The sequence below is a fragment of the Alteromonas sp. 009811495 genome (assembly GCF_028865455.1).
GTDB lineage: Bacteria > Pseudomonadota > Gammaproteobacteria > Enterobacterales > Alteromonadaceae > Alteromonas.
In genome coordinates this window covers 168,791-191,205 of sequence record NZ_CP113972.1, presented here as the reverse complement: position 1 = coordinate 191,205, position 22,415 = coordinate 168,791, and the positions used below count along the sequence as shown (strand labels likewise).

The following is a 22,415-nucleotide window of genomic DNA, read 5'->3' as shown; positions in this document are numbered from 1 at the left end:
GCACTCTTTCGAGACGAAAGCGCCTGCGCACTTCTCTTGTGGGCCAGTTGCCATAGATGGGGCGTAAGACAGCGAAATACGTTGTGATCGCGAAGTAGTATTAACCTAACATGTAAGTACCGGTGCCAAACGCGATATGATCACCTTTTTCGTTGTGAAGCTCCATTCTGCACACGACCAACTTGCTCCCTTTTCGAATAATAGATGCGGTTGCGATAAATTGCTCGCCCCTTCCGGGTCTTAGATAGTCAACGCGCATATCTACCGTTCCCATAGTGGGCAAACGGACCTGCAGTTCACTGAGCGCATCTTCCTCGGTTTGCTTGATGGTTTCGATAATGGCTACCAGACCACCAATGGTATCGAGCATAGTTGCGGTGACGCCGCCATGCAGAATTTTTTGCATTGGATTACCCGTGAGGGATGGTTGCCACTCAAGCTGCAATTGCACCTGTGTATCGGCGCCTTGCCCTTGCGTAATAAACTTCAATCCTAGCAACTGGTTAAACGGCATAGTATCACGAAAAAGCGCAATTACATGCGTTATCATTGCACTGTTTGTGAGTTTATTTGGTGTAGCAGAGCTATCTGTTTTCATATCATGTTCCATTAAATACAGGCAGTTACATCACACTACTACTATTTCTGTCTCGCGATAAAATTCTTCACAACAATATACGCTTATTACTTTCATTAATTGGATTAGTCGAAGGCGCACGCGCCCAGCTCGCACGCTCATTATTTGTTCGCTTTAACGATACATCAGGCAACGAAAACCCAACACACTTGCAGTATGACGAATTTACGCTGAATTTTAGTCTAGTTTTTGCAATTGCCCCGTGAAGCGCGCGACAAAAACGCGTAAAATCCCGCACCATGACAACTGCTATAGCTAACTCAACACCTGCTAGCCCAATAATCAGTTCACCAACACCAGAACGCGTTTTAAAAGACGTGTTCGGTTACGATGAATTTCGCGATGGGCAAGGCGAAGTAATACACCATGTTTGTAATGGTGGAGATGCCTTGGTGTTGCTGCCCACAGGTGGCGGCAAGTCACTTTGCTACCAAATTCCAGCATTAGTGAGAGAAGGTACAGCCATCGTCGTGTCTCCGCTTATCTCGTTAATGCAAGATCAGGTTGAACAACTCAATGCCCTTGGTGTTCGCGCAGCCTACTTAAATTCGACACTAGAAGCCGATGAGCAAGCGCGAATTAATGACGATTTACAAGCCGGAAGACTCGACTTGTTGTATGTGTCGCCTGAACGCCTAATGCAGTACTATTTTCAACAGTCGCTAAACCATGCCGATATTGCGCTGTTTGCCATAGACGAAGCACATTGTGTGTCTCATTGGGGTCACGATTTTCGACAAGATTACCGCGCCCTTGGGCAAATTAAGTCTCGCTTTCCCACTATTCCCGTTATTGGGTTAACCGCAACAGCAGACTCTGCCACACAGGTCGACATACTGACTCAACTTAACCTTAACGAACCCTTGGTATACAAAGGCAGCTTTGACCGCCCCAATATTCGCTATCGCGTAATGAGCAAGTACAAAGCGTTCGACCAGGTAGTTGCCTACGTCAAGCAGCAAGAAGGCAGTGGCATCATTTATTGTAATAGCCGCGCCAAAGTCGATGACTTACACGCCAAATTATTTCGCCAAGGCTTTCGCTGTGCAGCCTACCACGCAGGGATGGACAACGACGAAAGAGAGCTAGTACAGCGCCAGTTTCTTAACGACAAAATTGACATCGTTGTGGCAACTGTTGCCTTTGGTATGGGCATCAACAAATCTAATGTGCGCTATGTTGTTCATCATGACGTGCCTCGCAGTGTAGAAAGCTACTACCAAGAAACTGGACGTGCTGGGCGTGACGGGCTCGAATCAGAAGCCCTATTATTGTTTGATGAAAAAGACGCAGCGCGGGTGAAGCAATGGATTGAGCAAGGTGAAATTGCCGAGCGCAATCAAATTGAACTGCAAAAATTTGCAGCCATGGAAGCCTTTTCAGAAGCGCAGACCTGTCGTCGGCAGGTTTTACTTAACTACTTTTCACAATTTAGTGACAGCGCTTGTGGCAACTGCGACATCTGCTTGGACCCACCAAAGATGGTTGACGGCCTAGTCATTGCACAAAAAGTACTGTCTTGTGTACTTCGTCTATCTCAGCAGGCTTCAAGCCAGTACGTTATTGATGTGCTCAGAGGAAAACAACTACGCCGACTGCAAGAGGCGGGGCACCACCAGCTGTCTACATACGGAATTGGCAAAGATAAGTCAGACAGCTACTGGCACAACATCATTAACCAGCTGGTTCACAAAGGGCTTATTCGCGTTGATATTACTGCCCACGCCGCGCTAAGACTTACCGAAGCTGCCCGACCTGTGCTAAAAGGCGAAGTAGCCGTGCAATTGGCGGTGCCACGACTTGAGTTCAAACCAGACAAGAAAAAAGCAAAACAAGCACCAGCAAATTACGACAGAACCTTATTTACCCGTCTTAAGCATTTGCGAAAAGTATTAGCGGAAGAGAATGAAGTGCCTCCTTATGTGGTATTTAGTGACGCCACCTTAGTGGATATGGCGTGTAAATTACCTACTACCCGCAATACCATGCTTGAAGTCAGTGGTGTAGGCCAAACCAAGCTAGAGCGCTATGGTGAGGCCTTTATTCAGCTAATTAGCGATTATATAAGCAGAGATAGTTAGGCGTACGCGTATTCTCCACCCTTCTCAAGCGCCGCTTTATAAGCGGGGCGTGCGTGAACGCGTTTTACGTAGCTCTGAATTGCTGCGAAGTCTTTTGCTCTACCACTTGCCACCAAAGATTCTAGCGGGAAGATCATTTGTACGTCGGCGCCCGTTGGCTCATCGCCCGCAAACCACGTATTTTTGGAAAGGTACGATTCAACATAGCGTAAGCTTTGTGCCAAGTTAGGCCCGTAATACGCATTTAAGATGCCATCGACCAATTTATCTGTAATGGGTTTGATAAAAAACGGTTTTGAGCCTTTTTGACGCGCTTTCTCTAGTACCAAGTTAGCCACCAGAGGTGGCATCAGCGAGCCTTCTGCAAAATGTAGCCAAAACCAATACTGCTGCAACGCTTCAGCCTCAGTGGGCGTTGCAAATACGTCTTTAGCGTAGTTGTGAACCAAATACTCAACAATGGCCCCCGACTCTGCAATTGCACCGTGCGGAGTGGATAACACTGGAGAGCGACCAAGAGGGTGAACTGCACGTAGCGAGTCTGGTGCAAGGTTTGTCACACTATCGCGCTGATAAAACGCGATGTCATAATCTACTTCAAGCTCTTCCATTAGCCATAAGATTCGCTGAGAGCGCGAGTTATTTAGATGGTGCAGTGTTAGCATAGTTGTTCCTTAAGACGCTTCGATTAACGCTATTATTATTGTGATGTATTATGTCTATTGTTATACACCGTTTTTTGCACGCTGGTTTAATTAAGGCGCGCCTTTACAAATTTTAGGTAAGTCCATCATGTCACAACTGACGAAAAACGCCGTTTTAGATAACACAACCCTTACTGAAAACAGTGTTGAAATACGTCTACCCTTACCCCCGACGCCTTTGAAAACACAACAATGGGTTAATGAATTCTCGGCCTTGTTCGGTTTTACGCAGTCAGAACCTGACTGGGGAGCAGACCGTTTTCAAGTGGTACTGAATGCACAAACTGATGACGCGTCGCTAAGGTGTATTCTGTGCGTAGAGTGGCTGTGCGAAGCCATATGGCTTGAGCCGATTGGAACTCATAATGATCCTCATCTACTTTTACGCTATTTACATCAAGCATAGCCATCCGATTCATTCACCATCGCAGGCTTGTTAACAAGACAAAACCATAAATGGTTAAATAAAGGTAACTCATCGCACTGAGGTAAGCGTAGTCATCAAATGTTTTTGACGTTTGCCCAACTCTAGTATTAATCTATTTAAAAACACATATTTAATTACTACAAAAACAATGAATCATTTTGTATGTGCAAGCCAAATTTGTGCAAGCCAATGCTGTGCAAAATCACTACGCCATGGACTTAGCGTGTCTAAGTTTGGTCTTTAATCAATGCCTTTCATCTCTCTAACAAAGACCACCCTATTATTTTTGCTTTGCCAGCTAGTGACGAATGTGGCTTTTGCCAGTAGCACTACGCTTAGTGTTGACGAGTCATTTGAGCGCGCCACAGTCAATGACCATGCATCAATTATTATTGCACCGAATAGCGCCACTTATTTTGATATATTGAGGGGTGCAGTAAACAGCAATAGCGTTGTTTCTAAAGAAAAAAATCAACGTTTGTGGTTCTCAACTAATTTACACCACAGTGGATACAGTGCCATCCCTCTTGTGCTTAATATCGACCGATTAAATGTTGATGATCTACAGATTTATCTGCTTGATGACAGCGAACGCATCATTCGCTCTTATCGCTATCAAGCCAGTAAAGGTGATTACTCATTACGCCAGCCTCTGCCCACCATACGATTACCCTTTACGCTGCAGCCGTACCAAGATGCAAGGCTGCTTATTGGTATTCAAGACAAAGGGCTTACGCAATTTCCCATGGTTATCTGGGAACGCGATCTGCTAAAGCAGCATGACACCAACATGCTCACTTTACTTGGCGCGGTATCAGGTATGCTGTCGTTAATTGCATTTTATTTCTTGTTTTCGTACGTTCAGCAACGCATGCCCACGCGCTTTTGGTTGACTATGTCTTCCTTGGTATTGCTCGCGTTACTTTTTATTACCCAAGGCGGTTTATCGCTGTGGCCAAGTTTAACTAATGCCATAGAACTTGCGTTTATTGTGTGCTTTTGCATGCTATTGCTGTGTATCGGCAAAGTCACCCATCACCTGTTTGAGCGGATTCCGTTTATCCTTAGGGCAGTCAATTTCATAATTCCTATTGCCGTTACCGTCTATAGTTTTACCTTAGACACTTATGCCATCACCTTAGCAATACTATTGATGATGGCCTGCATGGGGCTCTACCATGTTTTTCTGGCTCAACTGTTTAGAGATAAAGACAGTATTGCAGTTAGCCGCACATACTCAGTGGCATGGCTGTCGTTCTTTGCGTTTTATGCCTTAGTGGTATTGAATCTCTTTGGCGACTTGGTCTACACCGTACAATCGACCATCGGCATGCTGTTCTTCCTTACCACAGGGTTTATGTGTTTTGGTTTCGCGGTTATCACAAAAGAACGCTCACTCAATCAAAAAAAGCTCTCAAACCAAGCAGAAACTATTGAGAACTTAAACCACTTCTATGACCTCTTTAGAAATTCAGCGGAAGGTCACTATACGTCCACTTGGGACGGCGAGCTTATTTCGGTTAATCCAGCCATGTGTAAGGTGTTTGGTTATCAAAATGAAGCACAGATGCTTAGCGAAGCGGCAAGCACAAAAGCATTTTATGCCAACCCTGAAGACCGACATATTCTACTTGGAGAAATATCTCATCAGGGTCACGTGACAGGAAAGGAAATTAGAGGCAAACGACAAGATGGTAGCGAATTTTGGTTCTCACTTTCCTGCCAAATAAGAGAGAACGACGATGGCAACTTTTTGTTTGGTTCAATAATCGATATTACTGAGAAAAAACAATCTGACCTTAGTCTTCAATATTTGGCCACTCACGACTCGCTCACAGGTGTCTATAACCGCCGACAATTTGAAACCGAATTTAAAGCGAAGGTGGCTAAGTGTGGCGCACTACCAACCTGCTTACTGTTTCTCGACTTAGACCGTTTCAAAGTGGTGAACGATACTTGCGGTCATAAAGCCGGTGATGTACTTATTAAAGATATTGCCCGATTGATTGAAAATAGCCTAAATCCAAACGCCTTACTTGCGCGTTTAGGCGGTGATGAATTCGGTATTATTTATACCGATACTGACGAAGATGAAGTGTATTTAAGTGCTATCAGGATCCTTAACGCGGTACAGGCCTATCGCTTTATGTGGGATAACCGCATTTTCAATTTAGGCGTTAGTATAGGCATGGTGGTGTGTGATGACCCTACCGTCAGCGCTGGCAATTACCTCAGTATGGCAGATGCAGCGTGCTACTTTGCCAAGGAGCAAGGCAGAAACCAAGTTCACAAATATAATAAAGATGACGAAAGTATGCAGCGCTACCAGCGAGAGCTCGACTGGGTCTCATCAATTAACCTAGCCTTAGAAGAAGGTCGTTTTGCACTTTACTATCAATCGCTTAGGCCACTTAACAAACCGAACGATGGTCACTATTACGAAGTACTCTTGCGACTTCATGAAGCCGATGGACGCATTGTAGAGCCTGCTAATTTTTTACCCACAGCAGAACGTTTTGAAATGAACGTAAGTGTTGATAAATGGGTCGTTACCAATACGTTTAAATGGTTGGCTGATAATCCGCAACATTTGGCTGAGCTTAAACGCTGTAGTATCAACCTCAATTGCCACTCTCTAGCTGACAGAGACTTTACGCTATTTATATTAAATGCGTTTGAAACTTATGGTATTCCCTATCATAAAATTTGCTTTGAAGTTATCGAGTCTGTAGCCATTATCAAGATGGAAGACACGCTTAACTTTATGCAAACTTTTAATCGTTTAGGTTGTTCTTTTGCCCTGGATGATTTTGGCAGCGGCTTTTCCTCATACAGTTACTTGAAGAGTTTACCTGTAAGCTTGGTGAAAATTGACGGTATGTTTATCAAAGATATGCTCAACGACAGTGTCGATACCGCTATGGTTGCCTCAATCAACGATGTGGCAAAAGCAATGGGAATGCAGACCGTAGGCGAATTTGTAGAAAGTGATGCAATAATGGCGCAACTGGGCAAAATGGGAATTGATTTTGCCCAAGGCTACGGTGTGTCTAAGCCTGCTCCACTATCAGAATTTACGCCACTGTAATAACGCATAAAAAAGAGTGATATCACAACACCCCTAAATTGGACGAAAACGCGTATAATAGAGGTATGTCTTGGCACAATATCCCCATTTGTTAATCGGGGATTTAAAAATCAAGACGTTAAAAAACGCAATCGATAAATGTGTGGGTGCTCGTCTTGCAAAACCAGAAGTTATCCCCACTTATTGCATACTGTCCAAAGTGTAGAAGTAACATGAGTAGCAAACAGCCAAAATACGAATATGTCAGCACAGCAAAATTACCCACTCGCCTTGGTGATTTTAAAATTCATGGCTTTGTAGAAGCCAGCGGCCAAGAGCACGTGGCGCTTTCCTATGGCGATTGGAAAGAAGACGATGTCGTGCCAATTCGTATCCATTCTGAATGTCTAACCGGTGATTCACTGTTTAGTACGCGTTGTGACTGTGGCTTTCAGTTAGAGAAAGCCATGCAGAACATCGTTGATAATGGCAGTGGTGTACTTCTGTATTTACGTCAAGAAGGCCGTGGTATTGGCCTGCTTAATAAGATTCGTGCTTATAACTTGCAAGACAGTGGCATGGATACGGTAGAAGCGAATGAACATTTGGGTTTTGATGCCGACTTGCGTAGTTACGATATCTGCAAGTTGATGCTGGACACCTTAAACGTGAAGCACGTTGAGCTAATGACCAATAATCCTAAAAAGTTGGCGGCACTTAAAGCACTAGGCATTGATGTAGTCGCTCGCAAACCCATTGATCATGGCATCACAAAAGACAATAAACATTACTTGAAGACGAAAACAGAAAAGCTTGGACACGCTTTCGACCCTCACGTTTTCAAATAATCGCAACCGAAAAAAGCCCGCAACCTTGCGGGCTTTTTTTATCTATTCAGGTTACGTTAATTAAGTACTGGTTATAACGTATACAGACTTACCACATTGCTCACATGATTTGATTATCGGTGACAAAGCAATGTAAGGAGAATGTATGAAATATATAACCTTATCTGTTCTTATTGCGCTGTCTAGCGCAAGTGCCCTTCCTGTGTTAGCACAGTCGAGCACTGTGCCAACGACCTCTGAACTTTCAGTTGTCACCAGCGAACAGCAATATTCAGATGCCGAACTCGATAGTATTTTGGCACCCATTGCGTTGTATCCAGATAGTTTGCTTACGCATATCCTTATAGCGGCAACATACCCGCTCGACGTTGTCGCTGCGGACCGTTGGCGTCAAAGCAATCAGCATCTTACTCCTGAGCAAGTTGAAAATGTGCTAGAGGGTGTGACCTGGGATCCCAGTGTTAAAGCATTGGCCCCTTTTGCTGATTTACTCAATACCATGGCAGAAGACCTCGAATGGCTGCAGCAATTAGGCGATAACGTTCTGATAAGCCAAGCGCGTGTACTCGATCGCGTTCAGGTATTGCGACAGCACGCTCACAATACCGGTAACTTGGTTACTAACGACTATATTGAAGTAGAGACAGAGCGACAGCGCGACCGTGAAATTATTTATATTGAGCCGCGCCAACGTGAAGTCGTGTATGTACCCTACTACAACCCACATGTTGTATACGGCCATTGGTGGCATGCGACAGCACCGATATTCTGGAGTCACAGGGTAAGCTACCATCATCACCATAATGTATACTGGGCGCCACGCGTGCGCTTATCAACAGCGTTTTACTTTGGTGGCGTTCATTGGCATAACCGCCATGTTGTAATCCATCGCACGCCAGTACGTCGCTATTACCACGGCAGCCCGAGAAAGCGCGTTATCAGCAATGGTTATCAACGCTGGGAACACCGCACAGATCATCGACGTGCTCGTTACTCGTCACGGGTTGTTCACAGTGCGCCAGCGCGTTATCAGCACAAAGGGGTAGTACGAAGTCATACTCCGGTACGTCATAGCTCGGCAAGTCATAGCCCAGCGCGTAATGTGGTACCACCAAAAGCAGTGACAGGCCTAAGACAGCGAGATATACGTCTTGATAAAGCGCAAAGGCATACCAGTGCCGATCGCAAGCAGAATATTGAGCATGCCTTAAAGCGCAATCAAGACGTCGTTAAGCAGCAAAGACCGTCTCGTGACGTTGCCATGGCCCAATTGAAACGCGATAAACGCGTAACATCATTGCCAGATCGAAAAGCGCCGCAGCGAGTGGAGCGCGCCTACTCTCAACCCAAGGCGCACAAGCCACAGAGAATAGAAACGTCAAAACCGCAACCGATGCAACGTGTATCGCCGGACAGTCAGTTAAGGAAGGCAAAGCCTGAGCGAAAAGTTCAGCAAGTCGCTCAGCAGCGCATTAAACCTCAACGCACTGTTAGGCCACAGCAAAGTGCTAAACCGCGTCGTATTGAAAGGCAGACCTATAGCGCAAAACCACAAGCTCGCGTATCACATGGTGATAAGTCGTCACAACGCAAGTTCTCAAAAGACTAACCCTTTTGGCTCCGGCAGTTGATCTGCGCTGTCGGGGCTCTTTTACTGCTGTTGTGAATCATGAAATGCCAGCATGGCGTCTACAAAACGTTCGGGCGACGCAGCATCCAAGTTAAAATACAATGAAGGCTCTATTAACTCTAGTTCCATAATTGCCCACTTATTGCGCTGGCGAACAAGATCGACACGCGCATATAGCGCAGATTCAGGCATTGCCGCTAACGCCTGTGTCGCTATTTCACGTTGCTCACTGTCAGCATCAATTGCATACAAGCTTCCACCGTGCTCTTCCTGTACCCGAAAGTCGCCCTTTTCAGGCACTTTTTTAATTGCATGACTATAAATACCACCGAAATAAAAAAGTGAATACTCACCTTCATCAACCACACTATTCAAAAAGGGCTGAATCATGAAGTCCCGCGACTTAAATACAGTTTCCAGATGCGCTGATTGCGCCAACCATTCGGTGCGATTTAATTTAAACGTATCATCAGCGTTGGCACTTAGTACTGGCTTAATCACAATAGTGTCGCTTTCAAATTTTTCGAAGGCCTGAGCAATCATGGTCTTATCAAAACTGCTATACCATAGCGTATCAACGATAGGCACCTGATGTTTTTCTATATCTTTTAAGTAGTGCTTTTCTATATTCCATTTAATGAGTGCTAAACCATTAAGCAAAATAGCCTTGGACTGTTCAATTTTTTTAAGGCAAGACAAAAATGCCTTAGCATGTTGTTGATAGTCCCAAGTACTTCGCACGATGACGTAGTCGTAATCATCCCAATTAGCGGTCTTGCTGTGCCAAGATACCGTAGACACTTGCCACCCCTTGTTCTCAAAATAAGGAATTAACAGTTCGTCGTATACAAAAAAGGCTTCAAGATTATCGGTAGATAGAAAAGCGATATGTGGCATAAAGCACCTTATTAAAATGATCTTTTACGATAGATAGCGAGTAACAACCGACTTAATTGTATTCGTGCTGGTGAGCAAGATATTGTTGCCGTTTCGTTAGCTCAACAAGGACGTATTATTAAAACCATCTGTGCTTAAGATTAGTCAATTAGTCTAAAGCGATACTAAAGTTAAATGGTTCAAAATCGAGTACCTACGTACAATCCACCGAAAATAGCACACCTTTATTTTATAACCTACACTTAGCCTAGAGATTCGTTTGGAGATTGGCATGCAGTATCCTTGGTTGCTGGAAGGTCAGAAGATCTTTCGCGTTGTCATTATTGCTCAAGTCGTAATAGCCGTAATAATTGGTCTTATAACCGGTGAGCTATTACCTGCTTTTCTTTTCGGTATACCTATTGCCGCCGTTCCATTGGCACTTAGCTTTCAAGACCCCTATTCGACAATAAGTCGGCACGCAATGGCCATCGCTGCACAGCTACTGACCGCATTGCATATCCACCAGTCTTTTGGCCTTATTGAAATGCACTTTGAGATTTTTGTCTTGCTGGCGTTTCTATCTTACTTTCGCGACTGGAAGGTCGTTGCCACAGGTACGCTGGTCGTTGCAGTTCATCATATAAGTTTTTTCTTTTTGCAGTCGGGTGGCGCAGGGCTATTTATATTCGAAGAAGGTCACGTGACTTTTTCTATCCTTCTAATGCATGCGGCATTTGCTGTAGCAGAAGGGGGTGTACTGATGTACATGGCTAAACAAGCTCACCAAGAAGGCGCTGGAGCCGCAGAGCTTCGTTTAACAATTGAAAGTATGCTTAAAGATGACGGAAAATTAGACCTAAGTGTCAATATCAATAGAAGCCACGCGATTGTAAAGCCATTTGGCGCCCTCATCGACCAAGTAAAAGAGTTAATAGAGCTAGCGTCTTCACTCACTAACGAAGTTGTTCGTGGTTGTAGTGAAATGGAACAAGCGGCAGGAAGTATGTTCGAAATCAGCCGCAACACAGACCAAGAAATTGCGATGGTCTCTGCATCATCAGAAGAAATTGCACAATCTATGCAAATGTCGGCAGAGCAAACCACTTTGGCAAGCGACAGGGCATCGGCGGCTCAAAAATCATCACAGCTTACGCGCGATTCAATATCAAGCACAAGTAGAACTATAGACTCATTGCGCAACACACTAAACGACGCGGCCAAAACTAACTTGGCCCTCAATGAGCAGTGTTCGAATATCTCTGACGCCATGCGCTCGATTACCGCTGTGGCAGAACAAACCAACTTGTTGGCGTTGAATGCCGCAATAGAGTCAGCAAGGGCGGGAGAGCACGGTCGCGGTTTCGCCGTCGTTGCCGATGAAGTGCGCACGCTTGCTATTCGCTCCAAGGAAAGTGCAGATCAAATTACCAGTATCACCGAGCAGTTAGTCACACAGACCGCGAGCTCTGTGGAGCAAATGCAAACGTGTATCCAGCTGGTAGATGAAGCGGTAACCTCAAGCGAGAATGCCACTGGTGCCATGACAGAAATTATGCAGCAAATTCGCGATGCCAGTGAAAGGATGACAGAAATTGCAACATCTGCTGAAGAACAAGAATCGGCTTCAGCCTCGATCGCAAAAAGTACATCACGCCTTAGCGAATACACCTCAGAAGAGTTGGCAACCGCAGAATCACTTGCAAAAGAAGTTGAAGTACTTGCGAAAATTTCGCAAAAAATGCAAAACGCCATCGAACGCTTCGAGCTTTAAGTGATCCCCAAGTCGCTCGGATGGACATTACTGGTATTGTGGGCAGTGAGTATTCTGACTGCCCTACTTTTTTATGGTCAGCGCCAGTTAAGCGAGTTTGACCCAAACGGCAATTTGTTACATCAATCTACCTCACCCACATTCGATGAGGACGTCATTGCACTTTTAAAGGATAACGGCGTTTCAGCGGGTACTATCGTGCATATTGGCACTTCACAGGACTGCTACTGTGAAACGCTAACCGCTCCCCATCAAACTCAACTGATTGAGCGTTTTAATTTATTAGATTTCAATCTGATGACCTTCAATATCGAAAATACACCATCGCTCAAGCGCATATTGACTCGCGTGCCTGCACTGATGATTGTTGATAACGAATTCAGACTTCGCTACTTAGGTCCCTACGCAACAGGTTACGGATGTTTTACCGGTAAAAACTTGGTGGAAAGGATCGTAACCTACACCCAGTCTTCTCCATATCAAGGCGCTGTCGTTAACGCCGATGCCGAGGGCTGCTTCTGCTCATAGCCTTCGCTTTTTAGGATTGGCATGCAATATGAAACATCAAAGAAGGAAAGTAAGAGCATTGTCCTGCATGTAGGTAGTTATAAGTCACTCTTGGTTCTGCTCTGCGTATTAATTGCACACTGGCGATTTCGTTGTGTGAAATATCTACAGGAGACAAAAGTGAGTAAAAAAGCAATATTGTATCGCATGGTAACCCCTGACCACATTTGCCCGTTTGGGTTAAAGTCAAAAGACTTGCTAGAACGCAAAGGGTATACCGTTGACGACCATCACCTTTCGGACCGCGAGGAAACCGACCGCTTTAAAGCCAAGCACGATGTGAAGACAACGCCTCAGACCTTTATTAACGATAAGCGCATAGGTGGCTATGATGACTTACGCGATTATTTTAATTTAAAACAGGAGGATGAAATAGGCTCGCGCTATACGCCTATTATTGTAACATTCTCACTGGCAGCACTGGTTGTGGCTGCATTAATGGTTAGAGGCGCGCTAAGCGTAACACTTGAAACAGCAGTCATGAGCTTTATTGGTGTAGCAATGGTATTGCTGGCGTTACAAAAACTACAAGATGTCATCGCGTTTTCAAATCAGTTCATAACTTACGATCTTTTAGCAATGAAACACATTAGGTATGCCTATATTTACCCATTTGCAGAGGCCTACGCAGGTCTTGGAATGCTAGCAGGGTTACCCGCCTATGCCGTTTCGCCTATCTCAATTTTTATTGGTGCTATTGGTGCCATGTCAGTCATTAAGGCGGTTTATATTGATAAGCGCGAACTCAAATGTGCATGTGTTGGTGGAAACTCTGACCTTCCTCTTGGTTTCATCTCACTCACTGAGAATCTGGCAATGTTTGGCGCAGGCATATACATGATAGGTCGTTGGTTTGGTTAACAAGGTTATTACTCAGTCGTTTTGGGCTGGCTCATTCCTTTTAAATGGGCAACTACACTTCGTCCCAGTGCACTTAAATTATACCCGCCTTCAAGCATACTGACGATCCTGCCTTTACAGCTTTTGTCCGCAACTTCACGTAATTGCTGACTTATCCAGAAATAATCATCTTCTACTAAACGAAGGTGGGCCATTGGGTCTTCTGCGTGAGCATCAAAGCCGGCAGATATCAAAATGAGTTCTGGCTGAAAGTTGTTAAGCGCATTAAACCAATGCCCTACCTTTTCTCTGAAAACCTCTCCCGTTGTACCTGCTTCTAGGGGTACGGCGAGAATATTACTTGCAGAAACGGGGGAGCCGCAGTGAGGATAAAAAGGATGTTGAAAGCTGCTTAACAGCATGATGCGCTGATCGCCTGCAACAATGTGCTCTGTCCCATTGCCGTGGTGCACATCAAAATCGACAATGGCTACGCGCTTTAGGTCATAGTTTTGCAGCGCATAGCGAGCCGCAATCACTATATTATTGAAAAAACAAAAGCCCATAGCACTATCGTAGGTGGCATGATGGCCTGGCGGGCGCGTAGCGCAAAAGGCTTGTCGATCTTCCCCCGCCATTACCCAATCCACTGCATTGCATCCCGCGCCTGCTGACTCTAACGCCGCGCTCAAACTGTGCCGCATCAAGCCGGTATCTTCATCAAGCCAGGCAACCGTTTGTTTATCACTTGAATACACGGTTTTCTCTTCGTCACTAAAGTTAGCTTGCGCAGCGCGCTCGAAAACGCTTTTAATGTAATAGGGGTCGTGAGCAAGTTGCAGGTAAGGCTCAGCGATAGCCGATGCATCGGCATGCTCGCAAATCATGTCGAGACCTGAAGCCAATAACTGGTCATCAATGGCAAATAGTCTATCTGGGGATTCAGGATGCGTTTTTCCCAAATCGTGTTTCGTGCCATGCTTAGCGCGATAAATTCTTATTGTCATTCAAGTGATGCCACATCTAACACCAGCTCTACATCACTGGGATCACCGGTAAATTGTCGTTTAAAGTGTGCTTGCTCAAAAATTGCAATCATGGGTTTGTTGTCGCCACGCACGTAGGCCATCATTTTGTTTATACCGCGCTTTTTTGCCACCCCAATCAGTTCATTAAGTAACCGGCTGGCCATACCTTTACCTTGTTGAGTTTCGCGGGTAACAAATGCTGCCTCACAGGTATTGTCCGACGGGTTGTAGTAAAAGCGCCCAACGGCATGAATGGTAATTCTGGACCCTTCCTGCCTAACAATACACAATGCAGCATCGGTGCTTTGGTCTACTGACACCAAGTTACACGACTTTTCACGGGACATTTGTTTCGGGTCGTAGTTGTACCGCAGACGCAGCGTTTCTTTTGTATGCGAGTAGAAGAACTCCTGCAACCGACGTTCATCAGCGGGGTTTAATGGGCGCATATAAAATGTTTCACCCTGAATATGTAACTTCTTAAGCTGAATAGCGCCTAATTCGGGAATGTCTGTGGGGTATTTCTCTTGGTAGTGCGGCACCCAATAGTGCTGTCGAACGTCTTCAAGTAATGCGGCACGAAACTTTGGATGTGCCACCCGAATAAGTTCTAGTGCGCGCTCGCGAATACTTTTCCCTTTTAACGAGGCGATACCATATTCGGTTACCACATACTGTACGTTACCGCGAGAAGTTACCACTCCTGCCCCTTCACTAATACGCGGAGTAATACGGGAAACGCTTTCGCCTTTAGCCGTTGATGGCAGCGCAATAATAGCTTTGCCTCCTTTGCTAATTGAAGCACCTGTAACAAAATCGACCTGCCCGCCTATGCCACTATAAAAATCGTATCCCAGTGAATCTGCGACGACTTGGCCAGTTAAGTCCACTTCAAGCGCGCTGTTTATTGCCACCATATTGTCGTTCTTGGCAATATTTGTTGGCTTATTTACATAGCTGCTGGGGTAAAACTCTATGTGAGGGTTACTGTCAATTAAGTCATAAAGCTTGCGTGTGCCTATGGCAAAACTTGTCACTATTTTACCTGGGTGAAAAGTTTTCTTTTTATTGGTAATCGCACCCGACTCCAGTAGCTCAATAATACTGTCTGTGAGCATTTCACTGTGAATGCCTATATCTTTGTGGTTACACAGGTACTTCAGCGTTGCGCTTGGAATTTTGCCTATACCAAACTGTAGTGTTGCGCCGTCATCCACCAGCATAGACACATATTGTCCTATACGTTCAGCTACCGAATCAATCGGAGGAGGACTGACTTCTACCAATGGCTCCTCGGCTTCAATACAGGCATCTATTTCACTGATATGAATATAAGAATGGCCCGCAGTACGAGGTATCTGAGGGTTGATTTGCGCAATCACTTTCTTACTCTGACGAATCGCTGACATGGCAATATCTACAGCAGGTCCTAAGGAACAATAACCAAATTCGTCAGGTGGGCTCACGTTCACTAGGGCGGCATCGAGTGCCAAGGTGCCGTCACTGAACAAACTCGATATTTCTGAAAGAAACACTGGTGTGTAATCAGCTCGCCCTTCATCCACGGCTTTACGCATGTTTTCACCGCCAATAAAGAACGTATTGGCCTTGAATAAGTTCTTATATTCTTCTCTTACCCACCGAGTATCGCCAAGCGCTAGCATATGAACGAGTTCTATATCGCTAAAGCCGTCGCTATTATCGATAAGGTGCTGCACGAGCGCGTGAGGTACGGCGGCATTGCCGCCCACAAAAACCCGACAGCCAGATTTTATTAACGAAGGCCAATGGGGGGCTTGCGGTAAACTGATTGTCATATCCGTTGTGCCTTTGTCGTCGCCATTGTTTTATCATGCCACAAAAACGGCAAGCTGCGGGACTGTGACTTGCTCGATGACTATAAGCGATTAGTCGTAGAGAGCAGTACTGTTACGGCCTTAATACGCGTGTAAAAGCTTAAACTTCTCTAGCCAGTTTCTAAAAAATGGGGATATCACAGATTTGCTGTTAGCCAGTCGGTGGCCATCGTTTAACAACAATAACTGAGCTTTTTGATGACGTGCGTATTTTAAGCTGTTTTCTATCGGGATGATGTCATCGTTCCAGCCGTGAACAACACTTACATACCCATCGTATGGAAATCTCTGTACTTCATAGCCAGGCATATACAGCGCAGGGGCCATCAGAAAAACGCCTCTAGCCGATATATGGCTAGCGGCAGCAAGCGATACATAACCACCCATACTAGAGCCGACTAAAATGACGTCGTTGCACTTTTCTTCAATGGTTTCTTTGAGACGCTTAAGACGGGCTTCGGGGCAGTCGAGATCGCGATAATCAATACTCTCTACCGCAAAGCCCATGTCAGTTGCCACATTTGACAGTGTGGTAATTTTACTGCCCCATGGGCCACTTTCTTTGCCGTGAGAAAAAACAACGGTGGTCATCACCAATATCCCTATTTGAAAAAATAAAAATGTTTTTTCTCACTGTAGCGCAACTTCTTATCGTTTGTCTTCTTTGTGGAACAATTTTTCAACAAAGACATAGAACATAGGCACAAAGAAAATAGCTAAGAATGTCGCAGCAAACATACCTCCCATCACCGCGATGCCTATTGCATTTTGACTTGCCGCACCCGCGCCACTTGCTAAAGCGAGTGGCGTGACGCCTAGAATAAAGGCCATAGATGTCATCAAAATAGGACGGAATCGCTGGGTAGCGGCATTGGCTACGGCGGTCATAAGGTCTTCGCCATTCTCATATTGCTCTTTGGCAAATTCGACAATCAAGATAGCGTTCTTCGCCGCCAATCCAACTGTTGTCAAAAACGCCACCTGCAAGTAAACGTCATTAGGCAAGTTGAAAAGATAAGCGGCAGTTACTGAGCCTAAAATACCTAAGGGCACGACTAACATAACCGCAAAGGGTACAGACCAGCTCTCATAAAGTGCAGCTAGACATAAGAACACAACAAGAATAGAAATGGCATAAAGCATAGGCGCCTGTGAACCCGCCTGTTGCTCTTCAAACGATAGTCCTGACCACTCAATAGCAAAGCCTGGGGGCAACTGAGAGACTAGCTTTTGCATTTCAGCCATGGCTTCACCCGATGAAATGCCTTCGGCCGGACTGCCTTGAATATTCACTGATGACACGCCGTTGAAGCGTTCAAGCTTCGGTGAGCCATACACCCACTCAGTTGTGGCAAAGGTGCTAAAGGCTACCATTTCGCCGTCATTGTTGCGCACAAACCACTTTTCTAAGTCATCTGGCGTCATGCGATGTGGCGCGTCTGCCTGCATATAAACACGCTTAATACGGCCCTTATCAATAAAGTCGTTAACGTAGCTTGAACCCCACGCTATTTGTAGCGCACTGTTAATTTCACTTAGGTTTAACCCTAGTGCCGACGCTTTTTCACTGTCGATGTTAATTTTAAATTGAGGCACATCGCTTAAACCGTTGGGGCGTACGCCAGCCAGCTTAGGGTTTTGAGCCGCCATGCCCAACAACTGGTTACGGGCATTCATCAACGCCTCATGACCATTGCCTGCACGGTCAACCAGCTGCATATCAAAGCCAGTTGCATTGCCTAGCTCCATGATTGGCGGAGGTACAATAGGAAAGGCTGAAGCATCCTGAATTTGACTAAATGCACCAAAGGCTCGCCCGACTACTGCAAATGCAGAATTACTTTCATCGCGTTCGTCCCAGTCGTTAAAGTTCAAAAACGCCATACCCGCATTTTGCGCTTGCCCAGCAAAGCTAAAGCCAACCACCGCAAACATACCGTTAACGGCTTCTTGCTCGTTATCCAAAATATAGTCTTCAACCTGTTTGACCGATTCAAGGGTACGCCCAGCTGTCGCGCCTGGCGGCGTGCTTACTAGCACCATCATACGGCCTTGGTCTTCATCAGGTAAAAAGGCACCGGGCAATTGATTAAAAATCACAACCATACCGCCCACAAGTAACCCGTATACCACAAAGTAACGCTTCAAGCGGCCAGCCATATGTGTTGTGGTGCGCTGATACGCATCTCGACCTTTGTTGAAATTGCGATTAAACCATCCAAAGAAACCTTTGTTTTTGTCATGATCTTCTGGATGTTTCTTTAGCAGTGTTGCGCAAAGTGAAGGTGAAAGCACAATAGCAACCAATACCGAAAACCCCATTGCTGACACTATGGTAATAGAAAACTGTCGATAAATAGCCCCTGCCGAGCCGCTAAAAAATGCCATCGGAATAAACACAGTAGACAGCACAGCGGCTATACCGACTAATGCCCCGGTTATTTGGCTCATCGACTTTTTGGTCGCTTCAGCAGGCGATAACCCCTCTTCTTCCATGATGCGTTCTACGTTTTCAACCACCACAATCGCATCATCTACCAACAGGCCAATGGCAAGCACCATGGCAAACATGGTTAACACATTAATACTAAAACCAAAGGCGAGCAGTACTGCGAATGTACCCAGCAGTACTACAGGAACAGCGATGGTAGGAATAAGTGTTGCGCGCCAATTCTGTAAGAACAGCAGCATAACTAAAAATACCAATACAACCGCTTCAATAAGCGTATGTACAACCGACTCTATCGACAGCTCAATAAAGGGGGAGCTATCTAGCGGATAGACAACTTTTACACTGTCGGGCAAGTTTGCTCGGAGCTCTTCCACCCGCGCTTTAACTGCCTCAATGGTGTCCAATGCATTTGCACCTGAGGCCAAACTAACCGCCATACCCGACGCAGGGTTTCTGTCGTAGCGAACTATGACATCGTAACTTTCAGCACCAAGCTCTACACGCGCCACGTCGCGCACACGCACCTGCGAACCGTCAGTATTTACCCGCAATACAATGCTTTCAAAGTCGTCGACAGTCTGAAGCCGACTTTGCGCCTGAATGGTTGCGTTTATTTGCTGGTTTTCTATTGCCGGCATACCACCTAACTGACCCGCCGACACATCGGTGTTTTGCACTTGAACCGCAGCTTGTACGTCGTTAGGCGTCAGGTTATAGCTGTACAATTTATCGGGATCTAACCAAATACGCATTGAACGCTGAGCACCGAATACTCTTACGTTGCCAACGCCGTTCACACGGGAAATGGGATCCCTAAATTGTGATATCAGCATGTCGCTTAAATCGTATTGAGTCATAGTGTCATCTTCAGAATAAAAGCCAATTACCAGCGCAAACGCACTGTTTGACTTAGTTACCGTGACACCTTGTTGCTGAACTTGATTAGGTAACAGAGGTAATGCGCCTTGTACCTTATTTTGCGTTTGTACCTGCGCAATATCCGGGTCTGTCCCAGGTTCAAAGGTCAAATTAATCGACATACTGCTGTTGGAGCTACTTGCTGAAAAGTAGCGCAGGTTGTCAATACCTGACAGGTTTTGCTCGATAACTTGTGTTACTGAATTTTCGACGGTCTCGGCGGATGCACCAGGGTAGGCGGCGCTGATACTCACCGTTGGCGGTGCAACCTTAGGATATTGCTCAATAGGCAAAGTGGAGATGGCGAGCACGCCTGCCATCATGGTAATAATTGCCAGTACCCATGCAAACACGGGCCTGTCTATAAAAAAACGAGCCATAATACGTAATTCCTTGTTTGCTTAGCGAGAACCGCGTGATGAAGGTTGCCAATCTGAAGGATTCACTTTTGCCCCCGGTTTCACTTTCTGATAGCCGGTAACAATTACGCGTTCGCCCTCACTCACGCCGCCTTTTACCACGTATTTATCACGGTAAATTTTTCCGATATCTAGCGTGCGACCTTCCACTTCATTGTTTTGATTAACCACGTAAACCGACAGTGAACCGTCTGGCTGACGGGTTGTAGCGCGCTGTGGAACTAACAGCGCGTTTTCTCGCCCCGTAATCACATGCCCTTTCACAAACAAGCCTGGTAATAGCACATCATCTGGGTTTGGCATTTCTGCGCGCAGCGTCACAGAGCCGGTAGTTTCATCGACGGTAACTTCAGAAAACTTAACACTACCTGTTTGCCCGTAACGCTCACCAGTGGCTTCATCGACGGTAAGCTCAACGTCCATGGCACCTTGTTTACTCATTGCTTGACGTAACGTCAAAATAGCAGAGCCAGACTCTTGCATATCAATGAAAACAGGGTCGAGTTGCGTGATGGTTGCCAGTTGTTGAGCTTGATTGGTGGTTACAAGCGTACCCTCGGTTACAAATGAACGACTAATACGCCCACTAATAGGCGCATATACCTTGGTGTAGCCCATATTAACCTTTGCGACATCAACCGCTGCTTCAGCAACACTAATAGCGGCTTGCGCTTGGTCTTTTTGAGCGATTACATCGTCATATTCTTGCTTACTCACCGCATTTTGTGCCACAAGGTCGTCATAGCGACGCGCCTTTGCTTCTAGTGTTTTCAAATTAGCTTGCGCACTTTTCAAGTCCGCTCTCGTGCTATTGAGCTGTGCTAGATAACGCGCCTCGTCAATCTGATAAAGCTGCTGCCCCTTTTCAACATAGGCACCTTCTTCAAACAAGCGCTCTGTGATAACACCATCTACTTGCGGCCTAACTTGAGACTGTCGAGATGGACTTACTCGACCTGGCAATATCATTTCATGCACTACAGGTTGCTTTGTGAGTGTAACAACCGACACCGCAGGTGCAGGCATGCCTTGCGGCGCCCCTTGCGCTTGCTCGCTTTCATTAGAACAAGCGGCTAAACCAAACAGCGCAACAAATGCTGCAGTGACATAAACTATGCGACTCATAGACTTTCTATTTCCCAATAACGAATGACAGCAGGAAGAATTGCCTCCTGCCTACCTAAGAATAATGTGCTTTTAGCTACGCGCTTCCAATGCCCTAACATGTGTCTTGTCGGTAAAAACCCGATAACGAAATAGGTAATGATAAGATTGAGTAAACGCCAACTGCTTATACGCTTTACACCGTATATAGCTCATATTGTGCGCATATCTTTACACTAATGATAGTGAAGCTAGCCGAAGTTGCGTAACTTATCGGTCAGTAACGGTTAACGGTAAAAATGGTGCTTAAAATATACGAATAAACAGGAGTACCTAATGCGTCCTTATCCTATTTTTACGAATAGTGCTGCCTGAGTATTTGAAATGCGCGAATAATGGATTGTGCTTCAGCTTGACTCCCACCCTTGTCAGGATGAGCCTGTAACAATGCTTTCTTGTAATGCTTTTTTAGTGTGGATAATGGCATATCGCCGTTTTCAACAGAAGGCAACTGCAACAATGTATGCGCTTCCTCAATTTCTTGTGGGGATAACACGCAAACACTACCTTTTGCCATACTCTGCCAAAACTCATCAAGCAAGCTTTCTACTTCATTGCGATTTGTTTGCTGAAAGTTATCCCAGTTAAGGTAATACTCAGCAAGTTTATCTTTGCCTTGAAGCTCACCTGCGCCATGCGATGCATGTGATATCTCGTGCAGTTGTATATTAAGTGTATGTATATCTAGATTGCCTGCTCCCGTTTGCTGCCAATGCGCCTTTAAACGATAAAGCGCATGAAAGAGTACAAAGTGAGTTTTAAACAGCATGAGTGGGTCGCGCAGTGCGTCGTCGTCAAAAAAGTAGTAAGGGGTTTGTTTCAGACGGCTAATAAGTGAAAATTCACTGGTGCCAGCATCGAATGTTTCACGCATAGTAGAGAGTATATCTATTAGCAGTTCGACATTGAGTTCATACCCCTTTATGGCTTCACTGTTGTTATTCAAAGGCATTACTCCATGTTATTCGCGTTCAACTATTCAATGCGCTATGTTAAAGGTGCAATCAAACACTATCAATGTAGGATAGTAAGTTGAGATGGTAGCTCATGTTTATTGCCAAGGTGGCGATAGCATTTTTTATCATGCAAAAGTAAACCAAAAGTCATTTTAGACTGTTAAAGTAGCA

17 protein-coding genes are annotated in these 22,415 nt (G+C 45.4%); 8 read left to right on the top strand and 9 right to left on the bottom strand.

Features of this window, described 5'->3' with window-relative positions; genetic code table 11:
- Positions 1-100: 100 nt before the first annotated feature.
- On the bottom strand, positions 101-598 hold the full coding sequence (locus OZ660_RS00840; RefSeq protein ID WP_274742248.1) for a thioesterase family protein: 498 nt from the start codon (positions 596-598) through the stop codon (positions 101-103).
- Positions 599-876: 278 nt separating this feature from the next.
- Between OZ660_RS00840 and recQ the strand changes: the two genes are divergently transcribed.
- Positions 877-2,718, top strand: a complete 1,842-nt coding sequence (gene recQ, locus OZ660_RS00835; RefSeq protein ID WP_226432551.1) for a DNA helicase RecQ — start codon at positions 877-879, stop codon at positions 2,716-2,718.
- On the opposite strand, the gene OZ660_RS00830 is transcribed toward recQ, so the two are convergent.
- Positions 2,715-3,383, bottom strand: a complete 669-nt coding sequence (locus OZ660_RS00830) for a glutathione S-transferase (protein ID WP_274742247.1) — start codon at positions 3,381-3,383, stop codon at positions 2,715-2,717. The two genes, recQ and OZ660_RS00830, sit on opposite strands and share 4 nt — an antisense overlap.
- Positions 3,384-3,510: 127 nt before the next feature.
- Between OZ660_RS00830 and OZ660_RS00825 the strand changes: the two genes are divergently transcribed.
- The 4 genes from OZ660_RS00825 (at position 3,511) to OZ660_RS00810 (ending at position 9,373) form a co-directional block, all read left to right on the top strand.
- Positions 3,511-3,828, top strand: coding sequence for a hypothetical protein (locus OZ660_RS00825; protein WP_274742246.1), 318 nt, complete (start codon positions 3,511-3,513; stop codon positions 3,826-3,828).
- 268 nt (positions 3,829-4,096) lie between these two features.
- Positions 4,097-6,937: an EAL domain-containing protein gene (locus OZ660_RS00820; RefSeq protein WP_274742245.1), complete on the top strand. Its 2,841-nt coding sequence runs from the start codon at positions 4,097-4,099 to the stop codon at positions 6,935-6,937.
- Between the two features lie 212 nt (positions 6,938-7,149).
- The gene (gene ribA, locus OZ660_RS00815; RefSeq protein WP_202263166.1) at positions 7,150-7,764 is read left to right on the top strand and encodes a GTP cyclohydrolase II; all 615 of its coding nucleotides are present in this window, start codon (positions 7,150-7,152) and stop codon (positions 7,762-7,764) included.
- A gap of 145 nt (positions 7,765-7,909) precedes the next feature.
- Positions 7,910-9,373 (top strand): DUF3300 domain-containing protein, encoded by a 1,464-nt coding sequence (locus OZ660_RS00810; protein WP_274742244.1) that lies wholly within the window; start codon positions 7,910-7,912, stop codon positions 9,371-9,373.
- A gap of 42 nt (positions 9,374-9,415) precedes the next feature.
- Here the strand turns inward: OZ660_RS00810 and OZ660_RS00805 are convergent, their stop codons facing one another.
- Positions 9,416-10,291 carry an ATP-grasp domain-containing protein gene (locus tag OZ660_RS00805; RefSeq protein ID WP_274742243.1) on the bottom strand — a complete coding sequence of 292 codons (876 nt, stop codon included), beginning with the start codon at positions 10,289-10,291 and terminating at the stop codon, positions 9,416-9,418.
- A gap of 271 nt (positions 10,292-10,562) precedes the next feature.
- On the opposite strand from OZ660_RS00805, the gene OZ660_RS00800 reads away from it, so the two are divergent.
- The 3 genes from OZ660_RS00800 to OZ660_RS00790 all read left to right on the top strand — a co-directional run bounded on the left by OZ660_RS00800 (position 10,563) and on the right by OZ660_RS00790 (position 13,472).
- Positions 10,563-12,044: a methyl-accepting chemotaxis protein gene (locus OZ660_RS00800; RefSeq protein ID WP_274742242.1), complete on the top strand. Its 1,482-nt coding sequence runs from the start codon at positions 10,563-10,565 to the stop codon at positions 12,042-12,044.
- Entirely contained in the window at positions 12,045-12,572 is a 528-nt protein-coding gene (locus OZ660_RS00795) for a DUF6436 domain-containing protein (RefSeq protein WP_274742241.1), read from the top strand. It begins immediately after the preceding gene.
- 159 nt (positions 12,573-12,731) lie between these two features.
- Positions 12,732-13,472, top strand: coding sequence for a glutaredoxin (locus OZ660_RS00790; RefSeq protein ID WP_274742240.1), 741 nt, complete (start codon positions 12,732-12,734; stop codon positions 13,470-13,472).
- Positions 13,473-13,480: 8 nt separating this feature from the next.
- On the opposite strand, the gene OZ660_RS00785 is transcribed toward OZ660_RS00790, so the two are convergent.
- The 6 genes from OZ660_RS00785 to OZ660_RS00760 all read right to left on the bottom strand — a co-directional run bounded on the left by OZ660_RS00785 (position 13,481) and on the right by OZ660_RS00760 (position 22,234).
- The gene (locus tag OZ660_RS00785) at positions 13,481-14,458 is read right to left on the bottom strand and encodes a histone deacetylase family protein (RefSeq protein ID WP_274742239.1); all 978 of its coding nucleotides are present in this window, start codon (positions 14,456-14,458) and stop codon (positions 13,481-13,483) included.
- Positions 14,455-16,296, bottom strand: coding sequence for a bifunctional acetyl-CoA hydrolase/transferase family protein/GNAT family N-acetyltransferase (locus OZ660_RS00780; protein ID WP_202263160.1), 1,842 nt, complete (start codon positions 16,294-16,296; stop codon positions 14,455-14,457). Before OZ660_RS00780 ends, OZ660_RS00785 begins: the two co-directional genes overlap by 4 nt.
- A gap of 120 nt (positions 16,297-16,416) precedes the next feature.
- A complete protein-coding gene (locus OZ660_RS00775) occupies positions 16,417-16,926 on the bottom strand; it encodes an alpha/beta hydrolase family protein (RefSeq protein WP_202263159.1) in 510 nt (169 codons plus the stop codon).
- A gap of 57 nt (positions 16,927-16,983) precedes the next feature.
- A complete protein-coding gene (locus OZ660_RS00770) occupies positions 16,984-20,085 on the bottom strand; it encodes an efflux RND transporter permease subunit (protein WP_274742238.1) in 3,102 nt (1,033 codons plus the stop codon).
- 21 nt (positions 20,086-20,106) lie between these two features.
- Positions 20,107-21,249, bottom strand: a complete 1,143-nt coding sequence (locus OZ660_RS00765; protein ID WP_274742237.1) for an efflux RND transporter periplasmic adaptor subunit — start codon at positions 21,247-21,249, stop codon at positions 20,107-20,109.
- 334 nt (positions 21,250-21,583) lie between these two features.
- Positions 21,584-22,234: a DNA-J related domain-containing protein gene (locus OZ660_RS00760; protein ID WP_274742236.1), complete on the bottom strand. Its 651-nt coding sequence runs from the start codon at positions 22,232-22,234 to the stop codon at positions 21,584-21,586.
- Positions 22,235-22,415 lie beyond the last annotated feature (181 nt).